The 20,507-nt window shown below is 70.6% G+C and carries 17 protein-coding genes, 5 tRNA genes and 1 pseudogene; 10 read left to right on the plus strand and 13 right to left on the minus strand.

Going from position 1 to position 20,507, the window contains the following annotated elements; translation table 11 throughout:
- Positions 1 to 96: 96 nt before the first annotated feature.
- A pseudogene (gene cofC, locus ACGFXC_RS16705) lies at positions 97 to 735 on the plus strand (2-phospho-L-lactate guanylyltransferase); the annotation flags it as partial.
- A gap of 315 nt (positions 736 to 1,050) precedes the next feature.
- Here the strand turns inward: cofC and ACGFXC_RS16710 are convergent.
- From ACGFXC_RS16710 to leuC, 4 genes are all read right to left on the minus strand, one after another.
- Positions 1,051 to 1,737 (minus strand): HU family DNA-binding protein, encoded by a 687-nt coding sequence (locus ACGFXC_RS16710; protein ID WP_393713389.1) that lies wholly within the window; start codon positions 1,735 to 1,737, stop codon positions 1,051 to 1,053.
- A 144-nt stretch (positions 1,738 to 1,881) separates the two neighbouring features.
- Positions 1,882 to 2,109 carry a hypothetical protein gene (locus tag ACGFXC_RS16715; protein ID WP_393713391.1) on the minus strand — a complete coding sequence of 76 codons (228 nt, stop codon included), beginning with the start codon at positions 2,107 to 2,109 and terminating at the stop codon, positions 1,882 to 1,884.
- Between the two features lie 137 nt (positions 2,110 to 2,246).
- On the minus strand, positions 2,247 to 2,840 hold the full coding sequence (leuD, locus tag ACGFXC_RS16720) for a 3-isopropylmalate dehydratase small subunit (RefSeq protein ID WP_393713393.1): 594 nt from the start codon (positions 2,838 to 2,840) through the stop codon (positions 2,247 to 2,249).
- Positions 2,841 to 2,845: 5 nt separating this feature from the next.
- Positions 2,846 to 4,270, minus strand: coding sequence for a 3-isopropylmalate dehydratase large subunit (gene leuC / locus ACGFXC_RS16725; protein WP_393713395.1), 1,425 nt, complete (start codon positions 4,268 to 4,270; stop codon positions 2,846 to 2,848).
- Positions 4,271 to 4,455: 185 nt separating this feature from the next.
- Here leuC and ndgR point away from each other — a divergent pair, with 185 nt between their 5' ends.
- Complete coding sequence (ndgR, locus tag ACGFXC_RS16730) at positions 4,456 to 5,172, plus strand: IclR family transcriptional regulator NdgR (RefSeq protein WP_007266782.1); 717 nt, start codon at positions 4,456 to 4,458, stop codon at positions 5,170 to 5,172.
- A gap of 179 nt (positions 5,173 to 5,351) precedes the next feature.
- On the opposite strand, the gene ACGFXC_RS16735 is transcribed toward ndgR, so the two are convergent.
- From ACGFXC_RS16735 to ACGFXC_RS16775, 9 genes are all read right to left on the minus strand, one after another.
- Positions 5,352 to 5,424: transfer RNA gene (locus tag ACGFXC_RS16735), tRNA-Glu, on the minus strand.
- A 22-nt stretch (positions 5,425 to 5,446) separates the two neighbouring features.
- Positions 5,447 to 5,518 (minus strand) — tRNA-Gln (locus ACGFXC_RS16740).
- Between the two features lie 24 nt (positions 5,519 to 5,542).
- Positions 5,543 to 5,615, minus strand: a tRNA-Glu gene (locus ACGFXC_RS16745).
- Positions 5,616 to 5,676: 61 nt separating this feature from the next.
- A tRNA-Glu gene (locus ACGFXC_RS16750) sits at positions 5,677 to 5,749 on the minus strand.
- Positions 5,750 to 5,775: 26 nt separating this feature from the next.
- Positions 5,776 to 5,847 (minus strand) — tRNA-Gln (locus ACGFXC_RS16755).
- Between the two features lie 87 nt (positions 5,848 to 5,934).
- A complete protein-coding gene (locus ACGFXC_RS16760) occupies positions 5,935 to 6,663 on the minus strand; it encodes an HAD family hydrolase (RefSeq protein WP_393713397.1) in 729 nt (242 codons plus the stop codon).
- A 151-nt stretch (positions 6,664 to 6,814) separates the two neighbouring features.
- Entirely contained in the window at positions 6,815 to 8,290 is a 1,476-nt protein-coding gene (gene gltX / locus ACGFXC_RS16765) for a glutamate--tRNA ligase (RefSeq protein ID WP_393713399.1), read from the minus strand.
- Complete coding sequence (locus ACGFXC_RS16770; protein WP_393713401.1) at positions 8,283 to 9,071, minus strand: fumarylacetoacetate hydrolase family protein; 789 nt, start codon at positions 9,069 to 9,071, stop codon at positions 8,283 to 8,285. The genes gltX and ACGFXC_RS16770 overlap by 8 nt, the downstream gene beginning before the upstream one ends.
- Before the next feature lie 97 nt (positions 9,072 to 9,168).
- Positions 9,169 to 9,357 carry a hypothetical protein gene (locus tag ACGFXC_RS16775; RefSeq protein WP_393713403.1) on the minus strand — a complete coding sequence of 63 codons (189 nt, stop codon included), beginning with the start codon at positions 9,355 to 9,357 and terminating at the stop codon, positions 9,169 to 9,171.
- A gap of 579 nt (positions 9,358 to 9,936) precedes the next feature.
- On the opposite strand from ACGFXC_RS16775, the gene ACGFXC_RS16780 reads away from it, so the two are divergent.
- From ACGFXC_RS16780 to ACGFXC_RS16815, 8 genes are all read left to right on the plus strand, one after another.
- The gene (locus ACGFXC_RS16780; protein ID WP_393713405.1) at positions 9,937 to 13,788 is read left to right on the plus strand and encodes a nitrate- and nitrite sensing domain-containing protein; all 3,852 of its coding nucleotides are present in this window, start codon (positions 9,937 to 9,939) and stop codon (positions 13,786 to 13,788) included.
- 9 nt (positions 13,789 to 13,797) lie between these two features.
- Positions 13,798 to 14,211, plus strand: a complete 414-nt coding sequence (locus ACGFXC_RS16785; RefSeq protein WP_008739864.1) for a roadblock/LC7 domain-containing protein — start codon at positions 13,798 to 13,800, stop codon at positions 14,209 to 14,211.
- Between the two features lie 148 nt (positions 14,212 to 14,359).
- Positions 14,360 to 14,752: a DUF742 domain-containing protein gene (locus ACGFXC_RS16790; protein WP_393713407.1), complete on the plus strand. Its 393-nt coding sequence runs from the start codon at positions 14,360 to 14,362 to the stop codon at positions 14,750 to 14,752.
- Complete coding sequence (locus ACGFXC_RS16795; RefSeq protein ID WP_266573764.1) at positions 14,733 to 15,317, plus strand: ATP/GTP-binding protein; 585 nt, start codon at positions 14,733 to 14,735, stop codon at positions 15,315 to 15,317. The genes ACGFXC_RS16790 and ACGFXC_RS16795 overlap by 20 nt, the downstream gene beginning before the upstream one ends.
- Before the next feature lie 292 nt (positions 15,318 to 15,609).
- Positions 15,610 to 18,807, plus strand: coding sequence for a nitrate- and nitrite sensing domain-containing protein (locus tag ACGFXC_RS16800; RefSeq protein ID WP_393713408.1), 3,198 nt, complete (start codon positions 15,610 to 15,612; stop codon positions 18,805 to 18,807).
- Between the two features lie 10 nt (positions 18,808 to 18,817).
- Entirely contained in the window at positions 18,818 to 19,231 is a 414-nt protein-coding gene (locus tag ACGFXC_RS16805; RefSeq protein WP_030037347.1) for a roadblock/LC7 domain-containing protein, read from the plus strand.
- Between the two features lie 93 nt (positions 19,232 to 19,324).
- Complete coding sequence (locus ACGFXC_RS16810; RefSeq protein WP_393713410.1) at positions 19,325 to 19,882, plus strand: DUF742 domain-containing protein; 558 nt, start codon at positions 19,325 to 19,327, stop codon at positions 19,880 to 19,882.
- On the plus strand, positions 19,863 to 20,456 hold the full coding sequence (locus tag ACGFXC_RS16815) for an ATP/GTP-binding protein (RefSeq protein ID WP_319192543.1): 594 nt from the start codon (positions 19,863 to 19,865) through the stop codon (positions 20,454 to 20,456). The genes ACGFXC_RS16810 and ACGFXC_RS16815 overlap by 20 nt, the downstream gene beginning before the upstream one ends.
- Positions 20,457 to 20,507: the final 51 nt, after the last annotated feature.

The raw sequence follows: 20,507 nt of genomic DNA on the forward strand, positions 1-20,507 counted from the left end.
ACGCCCCGCTCGCACCGCCGGGGCTCCCTCCGGCCGCTCTGCGGCGACAATGGGCCGACCGGGGGCCGGGCCGCGGCCCGCCGACGGCCGGGGCGGGTGCGCGAGCGCACCGGAGGGAAGGGGTGCGTCACGAACGCCGACTGGAGTCTCGTCGTGCCGCTGAAGCCCTTGGCGCTGGCCAAGAGCCGTCTCGCGGCGGCCGTCGGCACCTCCCGCGCCGGGCTGGCGCTGGCCTTCGCCCAGGACACCGTGGCGGGGGCGCTGGCCTGCGCTTCGGTGGTGGATGTGGTGGTCGTCACGAACGACCGCGCGGCCGGTGCGGAACTCGCCGGACTGGGGGCGCGGATCCTTCCCGACTCCCCGGGGGGCGGCCTCAACGCCGCGCTGGACCACGGCGCGCGGGCCGTGCGCGCGGGCCGTCCTGGGGCCCGTCTCGCGGCCGTCAACGCGGATCTGCCCGCTCTGCGCCCGGCGGAATTGCTACGCGTGCTCGACCGCGCCGCGGCATTTCCCCGGGCATTCCTGGCGGATGCGGCCGGAATCGGGACGACCCTGCTTTCCGCCGGCCCCGGCGTGGAATTGGCACCCGCGTTCGGCGGCGCGTCCCGGGCCCGCCATTCGGCCTCGGGGGCGGTGGAAATCGCCCTGCCGGACGTCGACAGCGTGCGCCGGGACGTGGACACGGCGGCGGACCTGCGCACGGCCCTCTCCCTCGGCGTGGGGCGGCACACGGCCCGATACAGTGCCCGTATGCAGGCGACCGCGTACACGTACGACTCCCGGACCCGCAGCGGCAGTGTGCTGCTGGACGACGGCACCCCGGTGCCCTTCGAGGCCGCCGCCTTCGACGCGGGCGGCCTGCTGCTGCTGCGTCCCGGCCAGCGCGTCCGCGTCGAGACGGACGGCGAGGGCCCCGCCCTGCGCATCACCCTGGTGACCCTGCAAACCTTCTGACCTGCGCCGACGCGGGGCGGACGGCCCCGGCGGAACGCACCGCGGGCCGGCTTCCCCCGTGGGGGAAGCCGGCCCGGCGTGTGTGACTCGTGCCCCTTACTTCTTGCGGGCGGTGGTCTTCTTCGCGGTGGTCTTGCGCGCCGTCGCCTTCTTCGTGGCGGGCGCCTTGGTCGCCGGGGTGGCCTTCTTGGCCGCCGGGGCGGTCTTCTTGGCGGTGGCCGTGGCCTTCTTCGCCGTGGTCGCCTTGACGGCGGTGGTCTTCTTGGCGGCCGTGGACGCCTTCTTCGCGACCGCGGTCGTCTTCTTGGCGGTCGCGGTGGCCTTCTTGGCCACGGTCTTCTTCGCGGCCGGCGTGGCCTTCTTCGCGACCGCGGTCTTGGCCGCCGCCTTCTTGGCGGTGGTGGCCTTCTTGGCCGCGGCCTTCTTGACCGTCGCGGACGCGGAACCGCCCGACAGGCTGCCCTTCGGCGCCTTCTTCACGGACACCTCGCCGCCCTTGGGGAGCTTCTTGGTGCCGCTGACCAGGTCCTTGAAGCCCTGACCAGCGCGGAAGCGGGGAACCGAGGTCTTCTTGACCCGGACGCGCTCACCCGTCTGCGGGTTACGGGCGTACCGGGCCGGCCGCTCGACCTTCTCGAACGAGCCGAAGCCCGTGACCGAGACCCGGTCGCCCGCGACGACCGCGCGGACGATCGCGTCGAGTACCGCGTCGACAGCGTCCGCGGCCTGCTGGCGGCCGCCAACCTTGTCGGCAATCGCTTCTACGAGCTGCGCCTTGTTCACGTCTTCCCCTTCGGAGACTTCGCCAGAACGAATGTGTTCAAGCTTATTTCGCACGTTAGGCGGATATATACCGCAAATCAAACACGAAACGGGCTAATCACCCTAGTGCCGCAACGTTGTAGGCCGTTACGGAGTTCCTTCGCATCAGTCGCCTTCAGGGAATCGACCCTCGTCGAGGTCCTTCATCAACCTGTCCAGGCGCCTTGCCGCATCGACGAGATCGTGCTTCGCCGCGGCAGTGACGACCAACAGCTTCCGGGACAGCGCCATCCTTACGCCCTCCGGGACTTGCAGTGTGCGCACCAGTGTGTGTGCTTCTTTCAGGCGGTCCGCGACGAGTTCGTAGAGCTCGAGTTGACTGTCGCGTTCCATGCACAGATTGTGCCATCTGGGGCGAGTTGTCGCCTCACGGGGCCTCAACATACGGCTGTGCCCCCCGCCGGAAGGCGGGGGGCACAGTGTTGCCGATGTGATCACCCGGGGGTGAATAAGCGCTGATCAGGCTGGAATCACGCCCGAATCGTCTGCGGCTTGAAGGACGGACGGGTGCTTTCGTAAGCGTCGATGTCCCCTTCGTTCTGAAGGGTGAGCGAGATGTCGTCCAGCCCCTCCAGGAGACGCCAGCGGGCGTTGTCGTCGAGTTCGAACTCCGCCTCGACACCTTCGGCTCGGACCTTGCGGTCCACGAGGTCGACGGTGATTTCGGCAGTGGGGTCGGCCTCGGTCAGCGCCCAGAGCCGGTCGACCGTCTCCTGCGGCAGGACGACGGTCAGCAGACCGTTCTTCAGCGAGTTGCCGCGGAAGATGTCGGCGAAGCGGGCGGAGATGACCGTCTTGAAGCCGAAGTTCTGCAGGGCCCAGACGGCGTGCTCGCGCGAGGAGCCGGTGCCGAAGTCGGGACCGGCGACCAGTACGGTCGCGCCGGCCCGCTCGGGGCGGTTCGTCACGAACTCCGGGTCCTTGCGCCAGGCCTCGAAGAGGCCGTCCTCGAACCCGTCGCGGGTGATCTTCTTCAGCCAGTGGGCCGGGATGATCTGGTCGGTGTCGACGTTGCTGCGGCGCAGCGGGACGGCCCGGCCGGTGTGCTTGGTGAAGGCTTCCATGGTTCTCAGACTCCGGCGTTCACGGGGGCTTCGGACAGGTCGGCGGGAGAGGCCAGATGGCCCAGCACCGCGGTGGCGGCGGCCACCTGCGGGGAGACCAGGTGGGTGCGTCCGCCCTTGCCCTGCCGGCCCTCGAAGTTGCGGTTGGAGGTGGACGCGGAACGCTCGCCCGGCGCCAGTTGGTCGGGGTTCATGCCCAGGCACATCGAGCAGCCCGCGTGCCGCCATTCGGCGCCGGCCTCCTTGAAGACCTTGTCCAGGCCCTCTTCCACGGCCTGCAGGGCCACCCGTACGGAGCCCGGGACGACCAGCATCCGTACGCCGTCGGCGACTTTGCGGCCCTCGATGATGCCGGCGACGGCCCGCAGGTCCTCGATGCGGCCGTTGGTGCAGGAACCTACGAAGACGGTGTCGACACGGATGTCGCGCAGTGCCTGGCCGGCGGTCAACCCCATGTACTCCAGGGCCTTTTCGGCGGCGTGGCGCTCCGAAGCGTCCTCGTACGAAGCCGGGTCGGGGACGTTCGCCGACAGCGGCGCGCCCTGGCCCGGGTTGGTGCCCCAGGTGACGAACGGGGACAGCGAGGCGCCGTCGATGACGACCTCCGCGTCGAAGACCGCGTCCTCGTCGGTGTGCAGCGTCTTCCAGTACGCGACCGCCGCGTCCCAGTCCTCGCCGACCGGGGCGTGGTCGCGGCCCTGGAGGTAGTCGAAGGTGGTCTGGTCGGGGGCGATCATGCCCGCGCGGGCGCCGGCCTCGATCGACATGTTGCAGATGGTCATGCGGGCTTCCATCGAGAGGTTCTCGACGGCCTCGCCGCGGTACTCCAGGACGTAGCCCTGGCCGCCGCCGGTACCGATCTTGGCGATGATCGCCAGGATCAGGTCCTTGGCGGTGACGCCCTCGGCCAGCGACCCGGTGACGGTGATCGCCATCGTCTTGGGGCGGGCCAGCGGGAGCGTCTGGGTGGCCAGCACGTGCTCGACCTGGCTGGTGCCGATGCCGAAGGCCAGCGCGCCGAAGGCGCCGTGCGTGGAGGTGTGCGAGTCGCCGCAGACCACGGTGGTGCCGGGCTGGGTCAGACCCAGCTGGGGGCCCACGACGTGGACGACGCCCTGCTCGACGTCGCCCAGGGAGTGCAGGCGGACACCGAACTCCGCGCAGTTCTTGCGCAGCGTCTCCAGCTGGGCCCGGGAGACCGGGTCCGCGATCGGCTTGTCGATGTCGAGGGTGGGGGTGTTGTGGTCCTCGGTCGCGATGGTGAGGTCGAGGCGTCGGACCTTGCGGCCGGCCTGACGCAGGCCCTCGAAGGCCTGCGGGCTGGTCACCTCGTGCAGCAGGTGGAGATCAATGAAGAGGAGATCGGGCTCGCCCTCGGCGCGCCGGACGACATGGTCGTCCCAGACCTTCTCCGCGAGTGTCCTACCCATCGCTTTCCCTCCGGCCGGCCGGTCGGGCCGGCGCTTATTAGAGATCTGTAGCGCCTGATCGCCCGCTACCCCACGTGCGGAACGACGGCTCGGACCCAGTGGTTCGTGGACCCGCACATACAGACTCGCTGGTTCTTGGAAAAATTGAACTTGCGTTTCACAGTGTGAGACGCGAATATCGTTTCATGGACAACTCTAGCGGCGTCGGCGTTCTCGACAAGGCAGCTCTGGTATTGAGCGCACTGGAGTCCGGTCCGGCCACCCTCGCCGGGCTGGTCGCGGCGACAGGGCTCGCACGACCCACGGCACATCGCCTCGCCGTGGCACTGGAACACCACCGGATGGTGGCGAGGGACATGCAGGGCCGGTTCATCCTCGGTCCGCGGCTGGCAGAGCTTGCCGCCGCGGCCGGCGAGGACCGCCTGCTGGCGACGGCCGGACCGGTGCTCACCCACCTGCGCGACGTGACGGGCGAGAGCGCGCAGCTCTACCGCCGTCAGGGAGACATGCGCATCTGCGTGGCGGCCGCCGAGCGGCTGTCGGGCCTGCGGGACACGGTCCCGGTGGGCTCCACGCTCCCGATGAAGGCCGGCTCGGCCGCGCAGATCCTGATGGCCTGGGAAGAGCCCGAGCGGCTCCACCGCGGCCTGCAGGGCGCGCGCTTCACCGCCACGGCCCTGTCCGGCGTACGCCGCCGGGGCTGGGCCCAGTCGATCGGCGAGCGGGAGCCCGGCGTGGCCTCCGTATCGGCGCCGGTGCGCGGGCCGTCGAACCGCGTGGTGGCCTCCGTGTCGGTCTCCGGGCCGATCGAGCGCCTGACCCGGCACCCGGGGCGCATGCACGCCCAGGCCGTCATCGACGCGGCCGCCCGCCTGACGGAGGCCCTGCGCCGCTCCGGCTGAGGCCTTCACCTCCGACCTCCCACCACCCCCGGGTCCGGGGGCGCGAACGACGCCGCACACGTCCTGACTCGCGCCTCCGGGCCCGTACTTGTCGCCGCCGGCCCTCCCCGTTCGCCCCGGCCGGGCCGGGAACGGCGAAGAGGCCCTCCGCGATCATCGCGGAGGGCCTCTTCTGTGCGTACCCCCGACCGGATTCGAACCGGCGCTACCGCCTTGAGAGGGCGGCGTGCTAGGCCGCTACACAACGGGGGCTAGCTGTTACTGCGGTACTGCGCTGGGCTACCAGGACTCGAACCTAGAATAAGGGAACCAGAAACCCTCGTGTTGCCAATTACACTATAGCCCAAAGGTCTAGACCAGCTAGACACCGTACCCCCGACCGGATTCGAACCGGCGCTACCGCCTTGAGAGGGCGGCGTGCTAGGCCGCTACACAACGGGGGCCCTAGCGATCCTGCATCAAAACGTCTGGGTGCGACCCTGGACATCTCACGGGAAGGATCTGTACCCCCGACCGGATTCGAACCGGCGCTACCGCCTTGAGAGGGCGGCGTGCTAGGCCGCTACACAACGGGGGCAAGCACTGCGTTACTGCTGAACTGCGCTGGGCTACCAGGACTCGAACCTAGAATAAGGGAACCAGAAACCCTCGTGTTGCCAATTACACTATAGCCCACCGAACTTCAACCCCTTGAGGGGCTTTCGTTTGGTTAGCGCCTCCGTGTCCGGCCTTTCGGCCCGCACCGGCGGCGCAGAAAGAACATTACCGGATGCCTGACCGTGCTCCAAAACGGGTATCTGTGGCCAGCAGCTCCGGCAGGTGCTCCAGTCCGGCGATCCGGTGCACGCCCGCCGGGCCCGGGCCGCGGCCGCCGTCGCGGTCGAGCCAGACCGCCCGCAGCCCGGCGTCGCGGGCGCCCCGGGCGTCGATCTCGGGCTGGTCGCCGACGTACGCCACCTCGCCCGGGGGCAGCCCGAGCGCCTCGCAGGCGGCCAGGAAGGCGGCGGCGTCCGGCTTGCTGACGCCCAGCTCGGCAGCGCAGACCAGCACTTCGAAGCGGTCGCGCAGCCCGAGGTGGCGGAGCTTGGGGTCCTGGTTGGCGGCCGATGAGTTGGTGAGCACGCCGTGCCGGTAGCCGTGGGCCAGCGCGTCCAGGGCGGGGACCACGTCCGGGAAGAGCGCCCAGGCGGCCTTGTAGTGCGTGACGTAGCGGTCGAACCAGGCGTCGGCCAGCTCGGCGGTCAGGCCGGGTGAGTCGAGGAAGTCCCGTACGCGGTCCTGGCGCTGGCCCCGGAAGGTGACCTCGCCGGCGGCGAACCGGGCCCAGTTCAGCTCCGTGAGGCGGCGCCACAGGGCGAGGGCCTCCGCCGGGGTGCCGTACCGCCCGCCCAGGCCCTCGTCGACGAGGTGCCGGGCGAGGCCCGCCGCGTCCGCACCCGTGTAGTCGAACAGGGTGTCGTCGATGTCCCACAGCACGGCGCGGATCGGCATACGGGCGAGCCTACGCCGCCGCGTCGCCGGGCGCGGGCACGACGGAGAAGTCCGTGACGGAACGGGCGACCGCGCCGCCCGCGTCCCGGCGCCGGAAACGCCGGAGGGGGCGGCGGCCGGGTCGGCCGCCGCCCCCTCCCCGGGGTGCGGATCAGGCGGCGAGCTTCGCCAGCGTCGCGTCGATGCGCGCCAGCGAGCGCTCCTTGCCCAGGATCTCCAGGGACTCGAAGAGCGGCAGGCCGACCGTGCGGCCGGTGACGGCGACGCGGACCGGGGCCTGCGCCTTGCCCAGCTTGAGGCCGTGGGCCTCGCCCGCGGTCAGGACGGCCTGCTTGAGGGACTCCGGGTCCGACCAGTCGGCGCCGGCCAGGTTCTCGCGGGCGGTGGTCAGCAGGGCCGCGGGCTCGCCCTTCATGGCCTTGTCCCAGGACGCCTGGTCCTCGACCGGCTCCTTGCGGAAGAGGAAGTCCACGTTCGCCGTGATGTCGGACAGCACCGTCACACGGGTCTGGGCGTGGGGGGCGATGCGCGCCCAGGCCTCGGCGTCGAAGTCCTCGGGCGCCCAGTTGGCGTGCGGGGCCGTGAGCCAGGGGGCGCAGGCGTCCGCGAAGGCCTTCGGGTCCAGCTGCCGGATGTGGTCGGCGTTGATCGCCTCGGCCTTCTTCAGGTCGAAGCGGGCCGGGTTCGCGTTGACGTCCGGGATGTCGAACTTCGCGACCATCTCCTCGATCGAGAAGATGTCCTGGTCCTTGGAGAAGGACCAGCCCAGCAGCGAGAGGTAGTTCAGCAGGCCCTCGGGCAGGAAGCCGCGCTCGCGGTAGAGGTTGAGCGAGGACTCCGGGTCGCGCTTGGAGAGCTTCTTGTTGCCCTCGCCCATGACGTACGGCAGGTGGCCGAACTCGGGCACGCCCTTGGCGACGCCGAGCTCGATGAGCGCCTTGTAGAGGGCGATCTGGCGCGGGGTGGAGGACAGCAGGTCCTCGCCGCGCAGCACGTGCGTGATCTCCATCAGCGCGTCGTCGACCGGGTTGACGAGCGTGTAGAGCGGGGCGCCGTTGGCCCGCAGGATGCCGAAGTCGGAGACGTTCTCCGGGGTGACGGAGATCTCGCCGCGGACCAGGTCCGTGAAGGTGATCGTCTCGTCGGGCATCCGGAAGCGGACGATCGAGGGGCGGTGCTCGCCCCGGTAGGCCTCCAGCTGCACCTGGGTCAGCTCACGGCAGTGGCCGTCGTAGCCGGAGGGCTTGCCGGCCGCGCGGGCGGCGGCGCGGCGGGCGTCCAGCTCCTCGGTCGTGCAGTAGCAGTCGTACGCGTAGCCGCCGTCGCGCAGGCGCTGCGCGACGTCCGCGTAGATGTCCATGCGCTCGGACTGGCGGTACGGGGCGTGCGGGCCGCCCACCTCGGGGCCCTCGTCCCAGGTGAAGCCGAGCCAGCGCAGCGAGTCGAGCAGCTGGGCGTAGGACTCCTCGGAGTCGCGCGCCGCGTCGGTGTCCTCGATGCGGAAGACGAACGTACCGCCGTGGTGGCGGGCGAACGCCCAGTTGAAGAGGGCGGTGCGGACCAGGCCCACGTGGGGGTTGCCGGTCGGGGAGGGACAGAAACGTACGCGGACGTTCGCGTTAGCCACGCTTGATCACCTTGTTGGTGAGAGTGCCGATGCCTTCGATGGTGACGGCGACCTCGTCGCCGACGTTGAGGGGGCCGACTCCGGCCGGGGTCCCCGTGAGGATGACGTCGCCCGGGAGCAGGGTCATGGCCTCGCTGATGTGCACGATCAGGTCCTCGACCGAGCGGACCATGTCGCTGGTGCGGCCGAGCTGGCGCTGTTCGCCGTTCACGGTGCACTGGATGGTCAGGTCGGCGGGGTCGAGGTCGGTCTCGATCCAGGGGCCGAGCGGGCAGGCGCTGTCGAAGCCCTTGGCCCGGGCCCACTGCTTCTCCCGCTGCTGGACGTCGCGCGCGGTGACGTCGTTGGCGCAGGTGTAGCCGAGGATCACGTCCTTGACGCGCTCCTTCGGCACCTCGCGGCACATGCGTCCGATGACCACGGCCAGCTCGGCCTCGTGGTGGACGTCCTGGGAGAAGGAGGGGTACGTGATCGGGTCGCCCGGGCCGACCACCGAGGTGGACGGCTTGAAGAAGGTCAGGGGGGCGTCCGGGACCTCGTTACCGAGCTCCGCCGCGTGCTCCGCGTAGTTGCGGCCCACGGCCACGACCTTGTTCGGGAGCACCGGCGGCAGCAGCCGGACCTTGCTCAGCGGGACCTTCGTGCCCGAGAGCTCGAAGTCCGCGAAGGGGATGCCCTTGATGATGTCGAGCACGAGCTCCGACCCGGCACCGGGGGCGGCGTCGCCCTCGACCGCGCCGAAGGCGACGTTTCCGTCGATCGAGAACCTGGCGATGCGCACGTGTTGCGTCTGCCCCTCTTGTGTTTCCGCTGGCTGGAGTCTGCGGACTCCAGGCTAACGCGGCGGGCGGGGGCGCTTCGCGTCCTGCGCCGGGCCGCTACGGCGCGGCGACGGCGACGGGCGCGTCCATCAGGACGGTGCGGCGCGGGTTCGCGGTCTGGGCCGGCAGCTCGACGGAGTGCTCCGGGGTGGCCGGGGCCGCCTGCAGTTCCTCGGCGTCCTTGAGGTGCGCGAGGGTGGTGCGGCGGGGGTTGGCTATGTTGCGGAACATCATCGTCGTCTTCATCGGAGTTTCGGGCCCTCGGCTCGCTCGTGGGGTGGGGGTCGTCGGATGCGCCGGGTGTGGCGCCAACCCTTTAAAAGGCAAGGCTAAACATCTGAATCCCCGGCTGAACCGGGAAGTAATGGCCATGGCCGTGTGAGTTTGCTCACCAATGACCGGGCATTCCGGGCATAACGTACAGTCAATTCCGCCTGGCGAAACGGACATTGCGCCACTGAATCAACCATTCCGCTCCTGATCATCAGGACTGGGACACCTTGCCAGACGCAAGCTTTGATTGGCGTAAGTCCGGTTCGTCCCGATAGCGGTTCCACGTCGCGTAGCCCGTCCATCACGAAACGTGACCGGCTCGCCGGGGCGGCACGCGCACCTTGTTGGAGATCCGCCACTGTGCTGGAATTCGCGGGACCGCCGCGGGAATCAGCCGGCGCGCAGGTGGCGCGAGACAGCGCCGAGCGCGGTGGCAAGGAGAGGGAGACGCGCCGGTCACCGACGACCACCATGGGGCCGTCAGTGCCCCACGACTCGACACCGTCCCGCCGTTCATCCGGCGGGGCGCCTGGTCCAGAGGTTGCGACGCTAGTGCAGGGACGATTCAAGAGGGATGGCAAGGGGTCTCCCCAGGCCCGCCAGGGACGTGGGGACGCTGCTGCGGAGCAGGAGCCGCGCGGCGGGACCGACCGTGGCTCCTCACCCCAGCACGCCCAGAACCGCGGGCCGGCTGTCGAAGGAGCGGGCCCCCTCGCTCCGGCCCCGGCCAAGGCGAAGGGCCGCGGTAAGGGCGCCAAGGCGGCCAAGCCCGTGCGCGGCAAGGGTCCGGGCGAACCGGCCCAGCCCGAAACGGCGATACCGAAGGCCCCCAGTGGGCCCGGTTCCCGTCTCGCCATGCAGAACTGGCGCATCAGCACGCGACTGGTGTCGCTGCTGACGCTGCCGGTCGTCGCCGCCACCACGCTCGGTGGCTTCCGCATCAACGACTCGCTCAACGACATCGCCCAGCTGGAGCACATGCAGCTGCTGACGACGATGACCCGGCAGGCCACCAACCTGGCCGCCATGCTCCAGGAGGAGCGGGACAAGTCGGCGGGTCCGCTGTCGGTCGCCAACGCCGCCGCCAAGGGTCCCGACAAGCCGCCGGCGGACAAGCCCAACAGCCTCGTCCAGGGCGTCCGCGACCAGACCGACGCCGCCGCCAAGGCCTTCGCCGCGGCGACCGACAAGGTCGACAACGCGCAGGACAAGGACGAGACCCTCAAGTCGATCCGCAACAACATCCTGCAGATCGGCCGCCAGCTCACCGGCATCGAGGACATCCGCAAGAAGGCGTACCAAAACGGTGCCCAGCAGACCGTCACCGAGTACAACGCGCTGATCGTCTCGCTGCTGTCGCTCTCGCAGGACATGGCCCAGGCCACGTCCAGCCCTGAGATGATCAAGCGCACCCGCGCCCTCGCGGCCTTCTCCTCCGCCAAGGAGTACGCCTCCATCCAGCGCGCGATCGTCGCCGCCTCACTCCCCGAGAGCGGTGACAAGCCGGGCAAGCTGGAGGAGAACGACCGCCTCTACGCGCTCTCCGCGCTGCGCGGCGAGAGCCAGCAGAAGAAGACCTTCGAACTCGTCTACCAGGGCAAGCCCGAGGAACTCCTCGCGGCGCTCGGCGACGGCAACACGGAGATCGGCACCGCCGACCACTACGCCCGCCGCGTGCTCAGCACCCAGGGGCAGTTCGGCAAGGAGAAGAACCGGTCCTGGATGGACTGGTACGACGCCGACGACACCAAGCTCCGCGCGATGGGCGTCATCGAGCTCACCCTGCTCGAGGACATGGAGCAGAAGGCCCGCGAGCTCAAGAGCGAGTCGCAGCAGGACGCCATCATCAACGGTGCCCTGATCCTCCTCGTCCTCGGCGTCTCGCTCGTCGGCGCCTTCATCATGGCCCGGTCCATGATCCGCTCGCTGCGCCGCCTCCAGGACACCGCGACCCGCGTCGCCCAGGACCGTCTGCCCGAGCTCGTCAAGCAGCTCTCGGAGTCGGACCCGCAGGACGTCGACACCTCCGTGGAGTCCGTCGGCCTGCACACCCGCGACGAGATCGGCCAGGTGGCCGCGGCCTTCGACGACGTGCACCGCGAGGCCGTCCGCCTCGCCGCCGAGCAGGCCCTCCTACGGGGCAACGTCAACGCGATGTTCACCAACCTCTCGCGCCGTTCGCAGGGCCTCATCCAGCGCCAGCTCTCGCTCATCTCCGAGCTGGAGTCGCGCGAGGCCGACCCGGACCAGCTGTCCTCGCTCTTCAAGCTCGACCACCTCGCGACCCGCATGCGCCGTAACGGCGAAAACCTCCTCGTCCTCGCGGGCGAGGAGCCGGGCCGGCGCTGGACCCGCCCCGTCCCGCTCGTCGACGTGCTCCGCGCCGCGGCGTCCGAGGTGGAGCAGTACGAGCGCATCGAACTCGCGTCGGTGCCCGGCACCGACGTCGCCGGCCGCGTCGTCAACGACCTCGTGCACCTGCTCGCCGAGCTGCTGGAGAACGCCACCTCGTTCTCCTCCCCGCAGACCAAGGTCAAGGTCACCGGTCACGCGCTGCCCGACGGGCGCGTCCTGGTCGAGATCCACGACACCGGCATCGGCCTCTCCCCCGAGGACCTCGCCGCGATCAACGAGCGGCTCGCGGCGCCGCCGACCGTGGACGTCTCCGTCTCCCGCCGCATGGGTCTGTTCGTGGTCGGCCGCCTGTCCCTGCGACACGGCATCCGCATCCAGCTGCGCCCCTCCGACTCGGGCGGTACGACGGCCCTCGTCATGCTCCCGGTGGACGTCGCCCAGGGCGGCAAGAAGCCGGGTCCCATGCCGGGCCAGGGCGGTCCGGGCGGCCAGGGCGGCCCCGCGGGCGGCCAGGGCGCTCAGGGCGGCCCCGGTGGGCAGGCCTCCGTGCCGGGCGCCGGTACGCGTCCCCCCGTGGGCGCCGGCCAGCAGCGCGGCCAGGTCTCCGGCGGCGCCCAGCGCGCCGCCCTGCCGGGACGCGACGGCGGCCAGGGCCCGCAGGGCGGTCCCGGGCAGCGCCCGCAGGGCGGTCCCGGCGGCGCTCCGGGCCAGGCGCAGGGCCAGGGTGCCTTCGGCACCGGCGCTCCGCTGCCGGCCCGCGGCCAGGGCGGCCCCTCGGGCGGTCAGGGCGGTCTCCTCGGCGGTGGCCCGCAGGCCCGGCCGGCCGGCGTGCCGCCGGTGTCGCCTCCCCCCGGCTTCCCGCAGGGCAACGGCTTCGAGCGGCCGCAGCAGCAGCCGCAGCCGGGCCAGTTCGGCCAGCAGGGGCAGCAGGGGCAGCAGTCGCAGCCCCAGCAGTCCCCGCAGCAGTCCTCCGCCCAGGCCCCGGTCCAGCGCCGGCGTCCGCAGCTGCCGCCGCGCGGCGGCGCCCCCCGCCCGGAGCTTCCGGGTACGGGCGCCTCCCCCGCCGGTCTGCCGCAGGCCGCCAGCTGGGGCTCCGGCCAGGGTGGCCAGGAGGCACCGCGCGGGCACGACGAGCTGTCGGGCCCCGGCTCCACCGCCGAGTTCGCCCGTCCGGACTTCAACGGCCCGCCCCCGCAGGCCGCCGCCCCCCACCCGGGCAACAGCACGACCGGCCAGTTCGAGCGCCCCCAGCTCGGCGGCCCGCTGGACCCGTCCACCACCGGCCAGTTCGCCCGTCCGGGCGGCCCCGGTGTGGGCGGCTACGGCGAGCAGCGGCCCCAGCCCCACGAGCAGCAGGCCCAGCAGGCCCACCAGCAGCAGGCGCAGCAGCCGGGCGGTTACCTCCCGGCGCCCGTGCCGGCTCCGCGCGCCGACCTGCCGCGGGCCGAGGCTCCGCGGCCGCCGCAGTCGTACCAGCCGGAGGCGCTGCCGCCGGCCCCGGCGCAGCACACCGGCGAGGTCCGCAGCCCGATCTTCGACACGCTGGAGTCGAACTGGGTCCACCAGGAGGGCGCCCCGTCCTCCGGGCAGGCCCCGGCCGTGCCCCAGCAGCCCCAGCAGCCCCAGCAGCCCCAGCAGCCCCAGCAGCCCCAGCAGTCGGCCGCTCCGCAGCAGCAGCAGCCGCAGCGCGGCCAGGAGTTCGGGGCCGAGCCCGCCGCGGCGGTCACGGGCAGCTCCCCGACGGTGAGCTGGAAGTCGTCCCCGAACGACGAGCTGATGAGGCAGGCCGAGCGCGTGCGCCAGCCCGCCGCCGGCGGCATCACGACCTCGGGGCTGCCCCGTCGGGTCCCGCGGGCGAACCTCGTCGCCGGGACCGCGCAGCAGCAGGCCGAGGCCCAGGCGGGCCCGCAGGTATCGCGCGCCCCGGACGACGTCCGCGGCCGTCTCACCAACCTCCGACGCGGTATCCAGCAGGGGCGTCAGGCCGGTACCTCCGGCCCCGCGACCGGCAGTTACCACATCGACCCCACTTACCAGCAGGAGCGATAGTTGAGTTCGATGAGCCAGGCGGCACAGAACCTGAACTGGTTGATCACCAACTTCGTGGACAACACCCCAGGGGTGTCCCACACCGTGGTGGTCTCCGCCGACGGACTCCTTCTGGCGATGTCCGAAGGGTTCCCCCGTGACCGCGCCGACCAGCTGGCGGCCGTGGCCTCCGGGCTGACCTCGCTGACCGCCGGGGCCTCCCGGATCTTCGAGGGCGGCGCCGTCAACCAGACCGTGGTCGAGATGGACCGGGGATTCCTCTTCCTCATGTCCGTCTCCGACGGATCGTCCCTGGCCGTGCTCGCGCACCCCGAGTGCGACATCGGCCTCGTGGGCTACGAGATGGCCCTCCTCGTGGACCGCGCGGGCAGCGTCCTCACCCCGGACCTGCGCGCTGAGCTCCAGGGAAGCCTGCTCATCTGACTCGTCACCTCCCGGCCGGACGGTACTTCCGGCCGGGGGGCCGGGCCCGACCCGGAACCCAGTACCCCCGCCAGGCCGTCATCACGTCCCCCCACCGGCCGCCCCGTCAGACGGCACGCTGACCACTGCTGTCCAGCCCGGAGGATCAATGACCCCGCCCCCCGCCTATCCCGATGCGTACGGAGATGCGTACTCGGAAGGCGACCAGCCGCTGGTGCGTCCGTACGCGATGACCGGCGGCCGTACCCGGCCGCGCTACCAGCTCGCCATCGAGGCGCTGGTCAGTACCACGGCCGACCCGATGCACCTCTCGAACCTGCTCCCCGAGCACCAGCGCATCTGCACCTTGTGCCGCGAGGTGAAGTCGGTCGCGGAGGTCTCCGCACTGCTGTCGATGCCGCTCGGTGTCGCCCGGATCCTCGTCGCCGACCTGGCGGAGGCCGGAATGGTGGCCATCCACCAGCCGGGCAATGGAGAGGCCGGCGGAACGCCGGATGTAACGCTGCTCGAGAGGGTTCTCAGTGGACTTCGCAAGCTCTGACGGCGGAGCGGCTCCTCGCTCCACCACCTCCGCGAAGATCGTGGTGGCGGGCGGCTTCGGCGTGGGCAAGACCACGTTCGTCGGCGCGGTCTCCGAGATCAACCCGCTGCGGACGGAAGCCGTCATGACGTCCGCGAGCGCGGGCATCGACGACCTCACCCACACCGGTGACAAGACGACCACCACGGTCGCCATGGACTTCGGCCGCATCACCCTGGACCAGGACCTGATCCTGTACCTCTTCGGTACACCGGGCCAGGACCGCTTCTGGTTCATGTGGGACGACCTCGTCCGCGGCGCCATCGGCGCCATCGTCCTCGTCGACACCCGCCGTCTCGCCGACTGCTTCCCCGCGGTCGACTACTTCGAGAACAGCGGCCTGCCGTTCGTCGTGGCGCTCAACGGCTTCGAGGGACACCAGCCGTACACCCCGGAGGAGGTCCGCGAGGCCCTCCAGATCGGCCCCGACGCCCCGATCATCACCACCGACGCCCGCCATCGCGCGGACGCCAAGAGCGCCCTCATCACGCTCGTCGAGCACGCGCTGATGGCGCGTCTCAAGTAGCACGGTTCACAAGTGAATACGCCGGGGCGGGCTGTGTCATCCGACACGGCCCGCCCCCGTCGTTCATAACGTTTCGACAGAGAATTGCCGCGAGTTGGGCACAGCGTGCGTTCGGGCGGTGCCACAGTGCGCACAATCGGCCCCGTTTTTGCCGCCGCTCGCTCTTTATGTCCGGTTTATGTGGGTCATAAGGCTCTAGGAATGGCCTGTTCCAACTGTTTGGAACAGGACGGCTGCCCGTGCTGGAATTCATCGAACTAGCTAGTAGCACCGCCGAGAGGTTGTTGGTCGAGTGAGGCGAAGCAACTCGAGCCCCGCGGATGAACCCGCGCGCGGCAACTTCACCCCGCCGCCGCGCGCGGCCACGTCGCCCGTCGACATGCCCGTGGAACCACCCGCGAGAAGCGGCAGCACCAGCAAGTTCTCGCCCCGTAACTGGCGCGTGCCGACCCGCCTGAACGCCATCCTCCTCGTGCCCGTCCTCGTCGGACTGGTCATGGGCGGCTTCCAGGTCAAGGGTTCGGTCGACAGCTGGAACGAGGCGAAGGACGCCGAGCAGACCGCGCGGATCGTCCAGGCCGCGACCGAATACGGCCAGGCGCTCCTGAACGAGCGCGACCTCACGGCGGAACCCCTGCTGAAGGGCGACCGCAACAACGAGGTCGTGACGAAGGCCTACGCGGCCACCGACGCGGCCAAGGCCAAGTTCGGCGAAGCCGTCAAGAACCTGCCGAAGAAGCAGGGTCTGGAACGCCGCCTCCAGCTCTTCCGCCAGGAGGAGCCCAAGCTCGAACAGGTCCGCAAGACGGCGTACGCCATCCCGGAGACCGCCAAGAAGAACCTCCCCGCGCAGGGCGGCCCGATCCCGACCGAAGAGGGGTACGTGCTGGTCCAGCACTACCTCATGCAGTTCTCCAACGAACTGGGCCTCGGCACCGGGAACGTCACCAGCTACGGCCGCATGGTCTACGCGGTCGAGCTGGCCAAGGCGGCCAACTCGCTCCAGCGCTCCGTCGGCACCCACCTGCTGGTGCGCCCGAACGAGGACGAGAACGTCCGCAAGGCCCAGCTCGTCGCCTTCTCCTCCTACGCCTACCTCGAAGAGATAGCCATCGGCGAGTACGTCGCCGCCGGCACCGACGAGGACACCAACCGGCTGAAGGAGGTCATGGGCAACAAGTCCAAGGAGGGCGCGGAGAAGCTCGCCGCCGCCAAGACGGCCGCCGAGCAGTCCGGCAGCACCTTCAAGGCACCGCCCGTGGTCAACGGTTCCGCCCTCACGGGCATGACCGAGGCGATAGCCGGCGGCGAGAAGCCCGCCAAGCTCGCGCTGGGCGGCACCACCGCCCCCGCCTGGCAGGCCGCCGCCACCGCCAAGTTCGACGGCTACGCCGAGATCGAGAAGGACCTCCTCGACAAGGCCGTCCAGGACGCCGTCGCGGTGTCCGACAAGTCCCAGAGCGACGCCGTCCTCACCGGCGCCATCGTCGTCGTGGCCCTGCTCGCCGCCTTCATCCTGGCCGGCATGATGGCCCGCCAGATGAGCCGCTCGATGCTCCGGCTGCGCAGCTCCGCCTTCGACATCGCCGAGCAGCGCCTGCCGATGCTCGTCGACCAGCTCTCGCGCACCGACCCGGGCAAGGTCGACACCCGGGTGCAGCCGATCCCGATCACCTCGCGCGACGAGATCGGCGAGGTCGCCCGCGCCTTCGACCAGGTCCACCGCGAAGCGGTCCGGCTCGCCGCCGAGCAGGCGCTCCTGCGGGGCAACGTCAACGCGATCTTCACCAACCTCTCCATTCGCAACCAGTCCCTGATCGAGGGCCAGCTGACCCTCATCACCGACCTGGAGAACAACGAGGCGGACCCGGACCAGCTGGAGAACCTCTTCCGCCTGGACCACCTCGCCACCCGTATGCGCCGCAACGGCGAGAACCTCCTCATCCTCGCGGGTGAGAACCCGGGCCGCCGCTGGGACCAGCCGGTCCCGCTGGTCGACGTACTGCGCGCCGCCTCCTCCGAGGTGGAGCAGTACGAGCGCATCGAGCTCTCGGGCGTCTCCGAGGCCGAGATCCACGGCCAGGCCGTGACCGACCTCGTGCACCTGCTCGCCGAGCTGCTGGAGAACGCCACCACGTTCTCCTCCCCGCAGACCAAGGTCCGCGTCAACGCCACGCGTCTGCCCGACGGCCGCGTGATGGTCGAGATCCACGACAAGGGCATCGGCCTCACCGCCGAGGACTTCGCGGACATCAACCACAAGCTGGCCAACCCGCCCACCGTGGACGCCGCCGTCTCGCAGCGCATGGGCCTCTTCGTGGTCGGCCGGCTGGCGGACCGCCACGACATCCGCGTCCAGCTGCGCCCCTCGGGCGAGGCCGCGGGCACCACCTCGCTGGTGATGCTCCCCGACGCCATCACCCACGGTGGCGGTGGCGAGGGCATTCCGGACGACGACTTCACGGTCTCGTCGATGATCCCGCAGCAGCAGGCCCAGCTGCCCGCCCCGCTGCGGACGGCCGCCGAGCTCGGCTTCGACGATTCGCGCTACGGCGCCCAGGGCGGGCAGGGCGGCCAGGACGGCGCCGAGCCGCCGGCGGACCCGGTCGTGCGGTCCCTGGGCCGCGAGGAGCGCAGGGCGCAGCTGGAGGCGCAGCTCGGCTACCCGCAGGGGCAGCAGGAGCAGCCCGGCCAGCAGTATCCGGAACCTCAGCCGGAGCACGCGTACCAGCCGTACCAGGGCTACGAGCAGCAGCAGGCGCCCGCGTACGAACCCCCGTACGAGGACGGCCGGCAGCAGCAGGCCTACACGCCGTACCCGGAGCAGGGCTATGCCTATCCGGAAGACGGCTACCAGGAACAGCAGCAGCCCGCTCAGGCGTACGAGGGCGGCTACGGTGAGCAGTCCGCGCAGGCCGAGTGGCCCGCGCAGAACACCTTCCCGGGCTCCTACCAGCAGGAGTACGCGGCCGAATCGGAATCCCAGCCCGCTCCCGAACCGGCCCCGGACCGCGTAGGCTTCGACCGTCCGGGCGCCGCTGCCGACACCGGTCACGAGATGACCGGAGCGGGCCTGCCCAGGCGCGGCAGCCAGCAGCAGTGGCAGCCGGCACAGCAGGAAGCGGAGTCCACCGGATCCCTCTTCGAGCAGCGGCCGCAGCGTCAGCAGCAGCCCGCTGAGGCGGAGCGGGCCCCGGAGGAAACAGAAGGCACCGCCGCCTGGCGTTCGCGCAACGACGAGCGCTGGCAGCAGGCCGGCAAGCTCCGTGAGCCGAAGGCGGGCGGGGTCACCCCGTCCGGTCTCCCTCGGCGGGTGCCCAAGGCCAACCTGGTCGAGGGCGCTGCGGAGACGACCCCGCAGGGCGGCCCCCAGGTCTCCCGCGCACCGGAGGACGTCCGGGGCAGGTTGAGCAACCTGCGCCGTGGTGTCCAGCAGGGACGCAGCGCGGGTTCCGAGCAGTCAAGTAACAGCTATGACCAGGAGCGTTAGTGTGAGCCCGATGAGCCAGGCGGCACAGAACCTGAACTGGTTGATCACCAACTTCGTGGACAACACCCCAGGGGTGTCCCACACCGTGGTGGTCTCCGCCGACGGACTCCTTCTGGCGATGTCCGACGGGTTCCCGCGCGACCGCGCCGATCAGCTGGCGGCCGTGGCCTCCGGGCTGACCTCGCTGACCGCCGGGGCCTCCCGGATCTTCGAGGGCGGCGCCGTCAACCAGACCGTGGTGGAGATGGACCGGGGGTTCCTCTTCCTCATGTCCGTCTCCGACGGGTCCTCGCTCGCGGTGCTCGCGCACCCCGAGTGCGACATCGGCCTCGTGGGCTACGAGATGGCCCTCCTCGTGGACCGCGCGGGCAGCGTCCTCACTCCGGACCTGCGCGCGGAACTGCAGGGAAGCCTTCTCAACTAACAGACAGGCCGTGTGTTTCGCGTCATCGCACCGTAGGGTGCGGTGGCGCGGTTCCACAGGGAGTACTGCGTTCTTGGAGTCGGAGGAGGAAACGTGACAACACCCGGAGGACATCCTTATGGCGGCGCGCAGCAGCCGCAGGGTGGGCACGACCAGAACCGATTCAACTTCCCCTCGGCTCCGAGCCGGCAGATGCCGGAGCACAATCCCTACCAGCAGCAGCCGTACGGTCAGCCCCAGCCGCACCAGCAGCCCCAGCGCCCCTCGCAGCAGCCGTTGCGCGGTTCCCAGCCGCAGGCTCCGAAGGCGCACAACCCGCTGGTGCGTCCGTACGCGATGACCGGCGGCCGTACCCGGCCGCGCTACCAGCTCGCCATCGAGGCGCTGGTCAGTACCACGGCCGATCCCGCGCGGCTGCAAGGGCAGTTGCCCGAGCACCAGCGCATCTGCCGTCTGTGCCAGGAGATCAAATCCGTCGCGGAGATCTCGGCACTCCTCTCCATTCCTCTTGGTGTCGCCCGCATCCTCGTCGCCGACCTGGCGGAGGCGGGCCTTGTCGCCATTCACCAGCCCGGCGGCGACGAGTCTGCCGGCGGCCAGCCAGATGTGACACTGCTCGAAAGGGTGCTCAGTGGACTTCGCAAGCTCTAACGGAGGTTCTGCCGGGGGGGCACCGCGCTCCACCACCTCCGCGAAGATCGTGGTGGCGGGCGGCTTCGGCGTGGGCAAGACCACGTTCGTCGGCGCGGTCTCCGAGATCAACCCGCTGCGCACCGAGGCCGTCATGACGTCCGCGAGCGCGGGCATCGACGACCTCACCCACACCGGTGACAAGACGACCACCACGGTCGCCATGGACTTCGGCCGCATCACCCTGGACCAGGACCTGATCCTGTACCTCTTCGGTACACCGGGCCAGGACCGCTTCTGGTTCATGTGGGACGACCTCGTCCGCGGCGCCATCGGCGCGGTGGTCCTCGTCGACACCCGGCGCCTCGCGGACTGCTTCCCGGCCGTGGACTACTTCGAGAACAGCGGCCTGCCGTTCGTGATCGCCCTGAACGGCTTCGACGGCCACCAGCCGTACACCCCGGAGGAGGTCCGCGAGGCCCTCCAGATCGGCCCCGACGCCCCGATCATCACCACCGACGCGCGCCACCGCGGGGACGCCAAGAGCGCCCTCATCACGCTCGTCGAGCACGCGCTGATGGCGCGTCTGCGCTGACCGCGCCCGCCTGAACTTCCGGACGCCGGGATCCCGCCACGGGATCCCGGC

The organism is Streptomyces sp. NPDC048507, assembly GCF_043199995.1.
In the GTDB taxonomy this organism is placed as follows: Bacteria; Actinomycetota; Actinomycetes; order Streptomycetales; family Streptomycetaceae; genus Streptomyces.

Bases quoted from the DNA above. Each gene is read 5' to 3' on its own strand.
- ACGFXC_RS16715 (WP_393713391.1), bottom strand. From the start codon at position 2,109: ATGGAACGCGACAGTCAACTCGAGCTCTACGAACTCGTCGCGGACCGC.
- leuC (WP_393713395.1), bottom strand. From the start codon at position 4,270: ATGGGTAGGACACTCGCGGAGAAGGTCTGGGACGACCATGTCGTCCGG.
- ndgR (WP_007266782.1), top strand. From the start codon at position 4,456: ATGGACAACTCTAGCGGCGTCGGCGTTCTCGACAAGGCAGCTCTGGTA.
- ACGFXC_RS16775 (WP_393713403.1), bottom strand. From the start codon at position 9,357: ATGAAGACGACGATGATGTTCCGCAACATAGCCAACCCCCGCCGCACC.
- ACGFXC_RS16805 (WP_030037347.1), top strand. From the start codon at position 18,818: ATGAGCCAGGCGGCACAGAACCTGAACTGGTTGATCACCAACTTCGTG.
- ACGFXC_RS16760 (WP_393713397.1), bottom strand. From the start codon at position 6,663: ATGCCGATCCGCGCCGTGCTGTGGGACATCGACGACACCCTGTTCGAC.
- ACGFXC_RS16785 (WP_008739864.1), top strand. From the start codon at position 13,798: ATGAGCCAGGCGGCACAGAACCTGAACTGGTTGATCACCAACTTCGTG.
- ACGFXC_RS16790 (WP_393713407.1), top strand. From the start codon at position 14,360: ATGACCCCGCCCCCCGCCTATCCCGATGCGTACGGAGATGCGTACTCG.
- leuD (WP_393713393.1), bottom strand. From the start codon at position 2,840: ATGGAAGCCTTCACCAAGCACACCGGCCGGGCCGTCCCGCTGCGCCGC.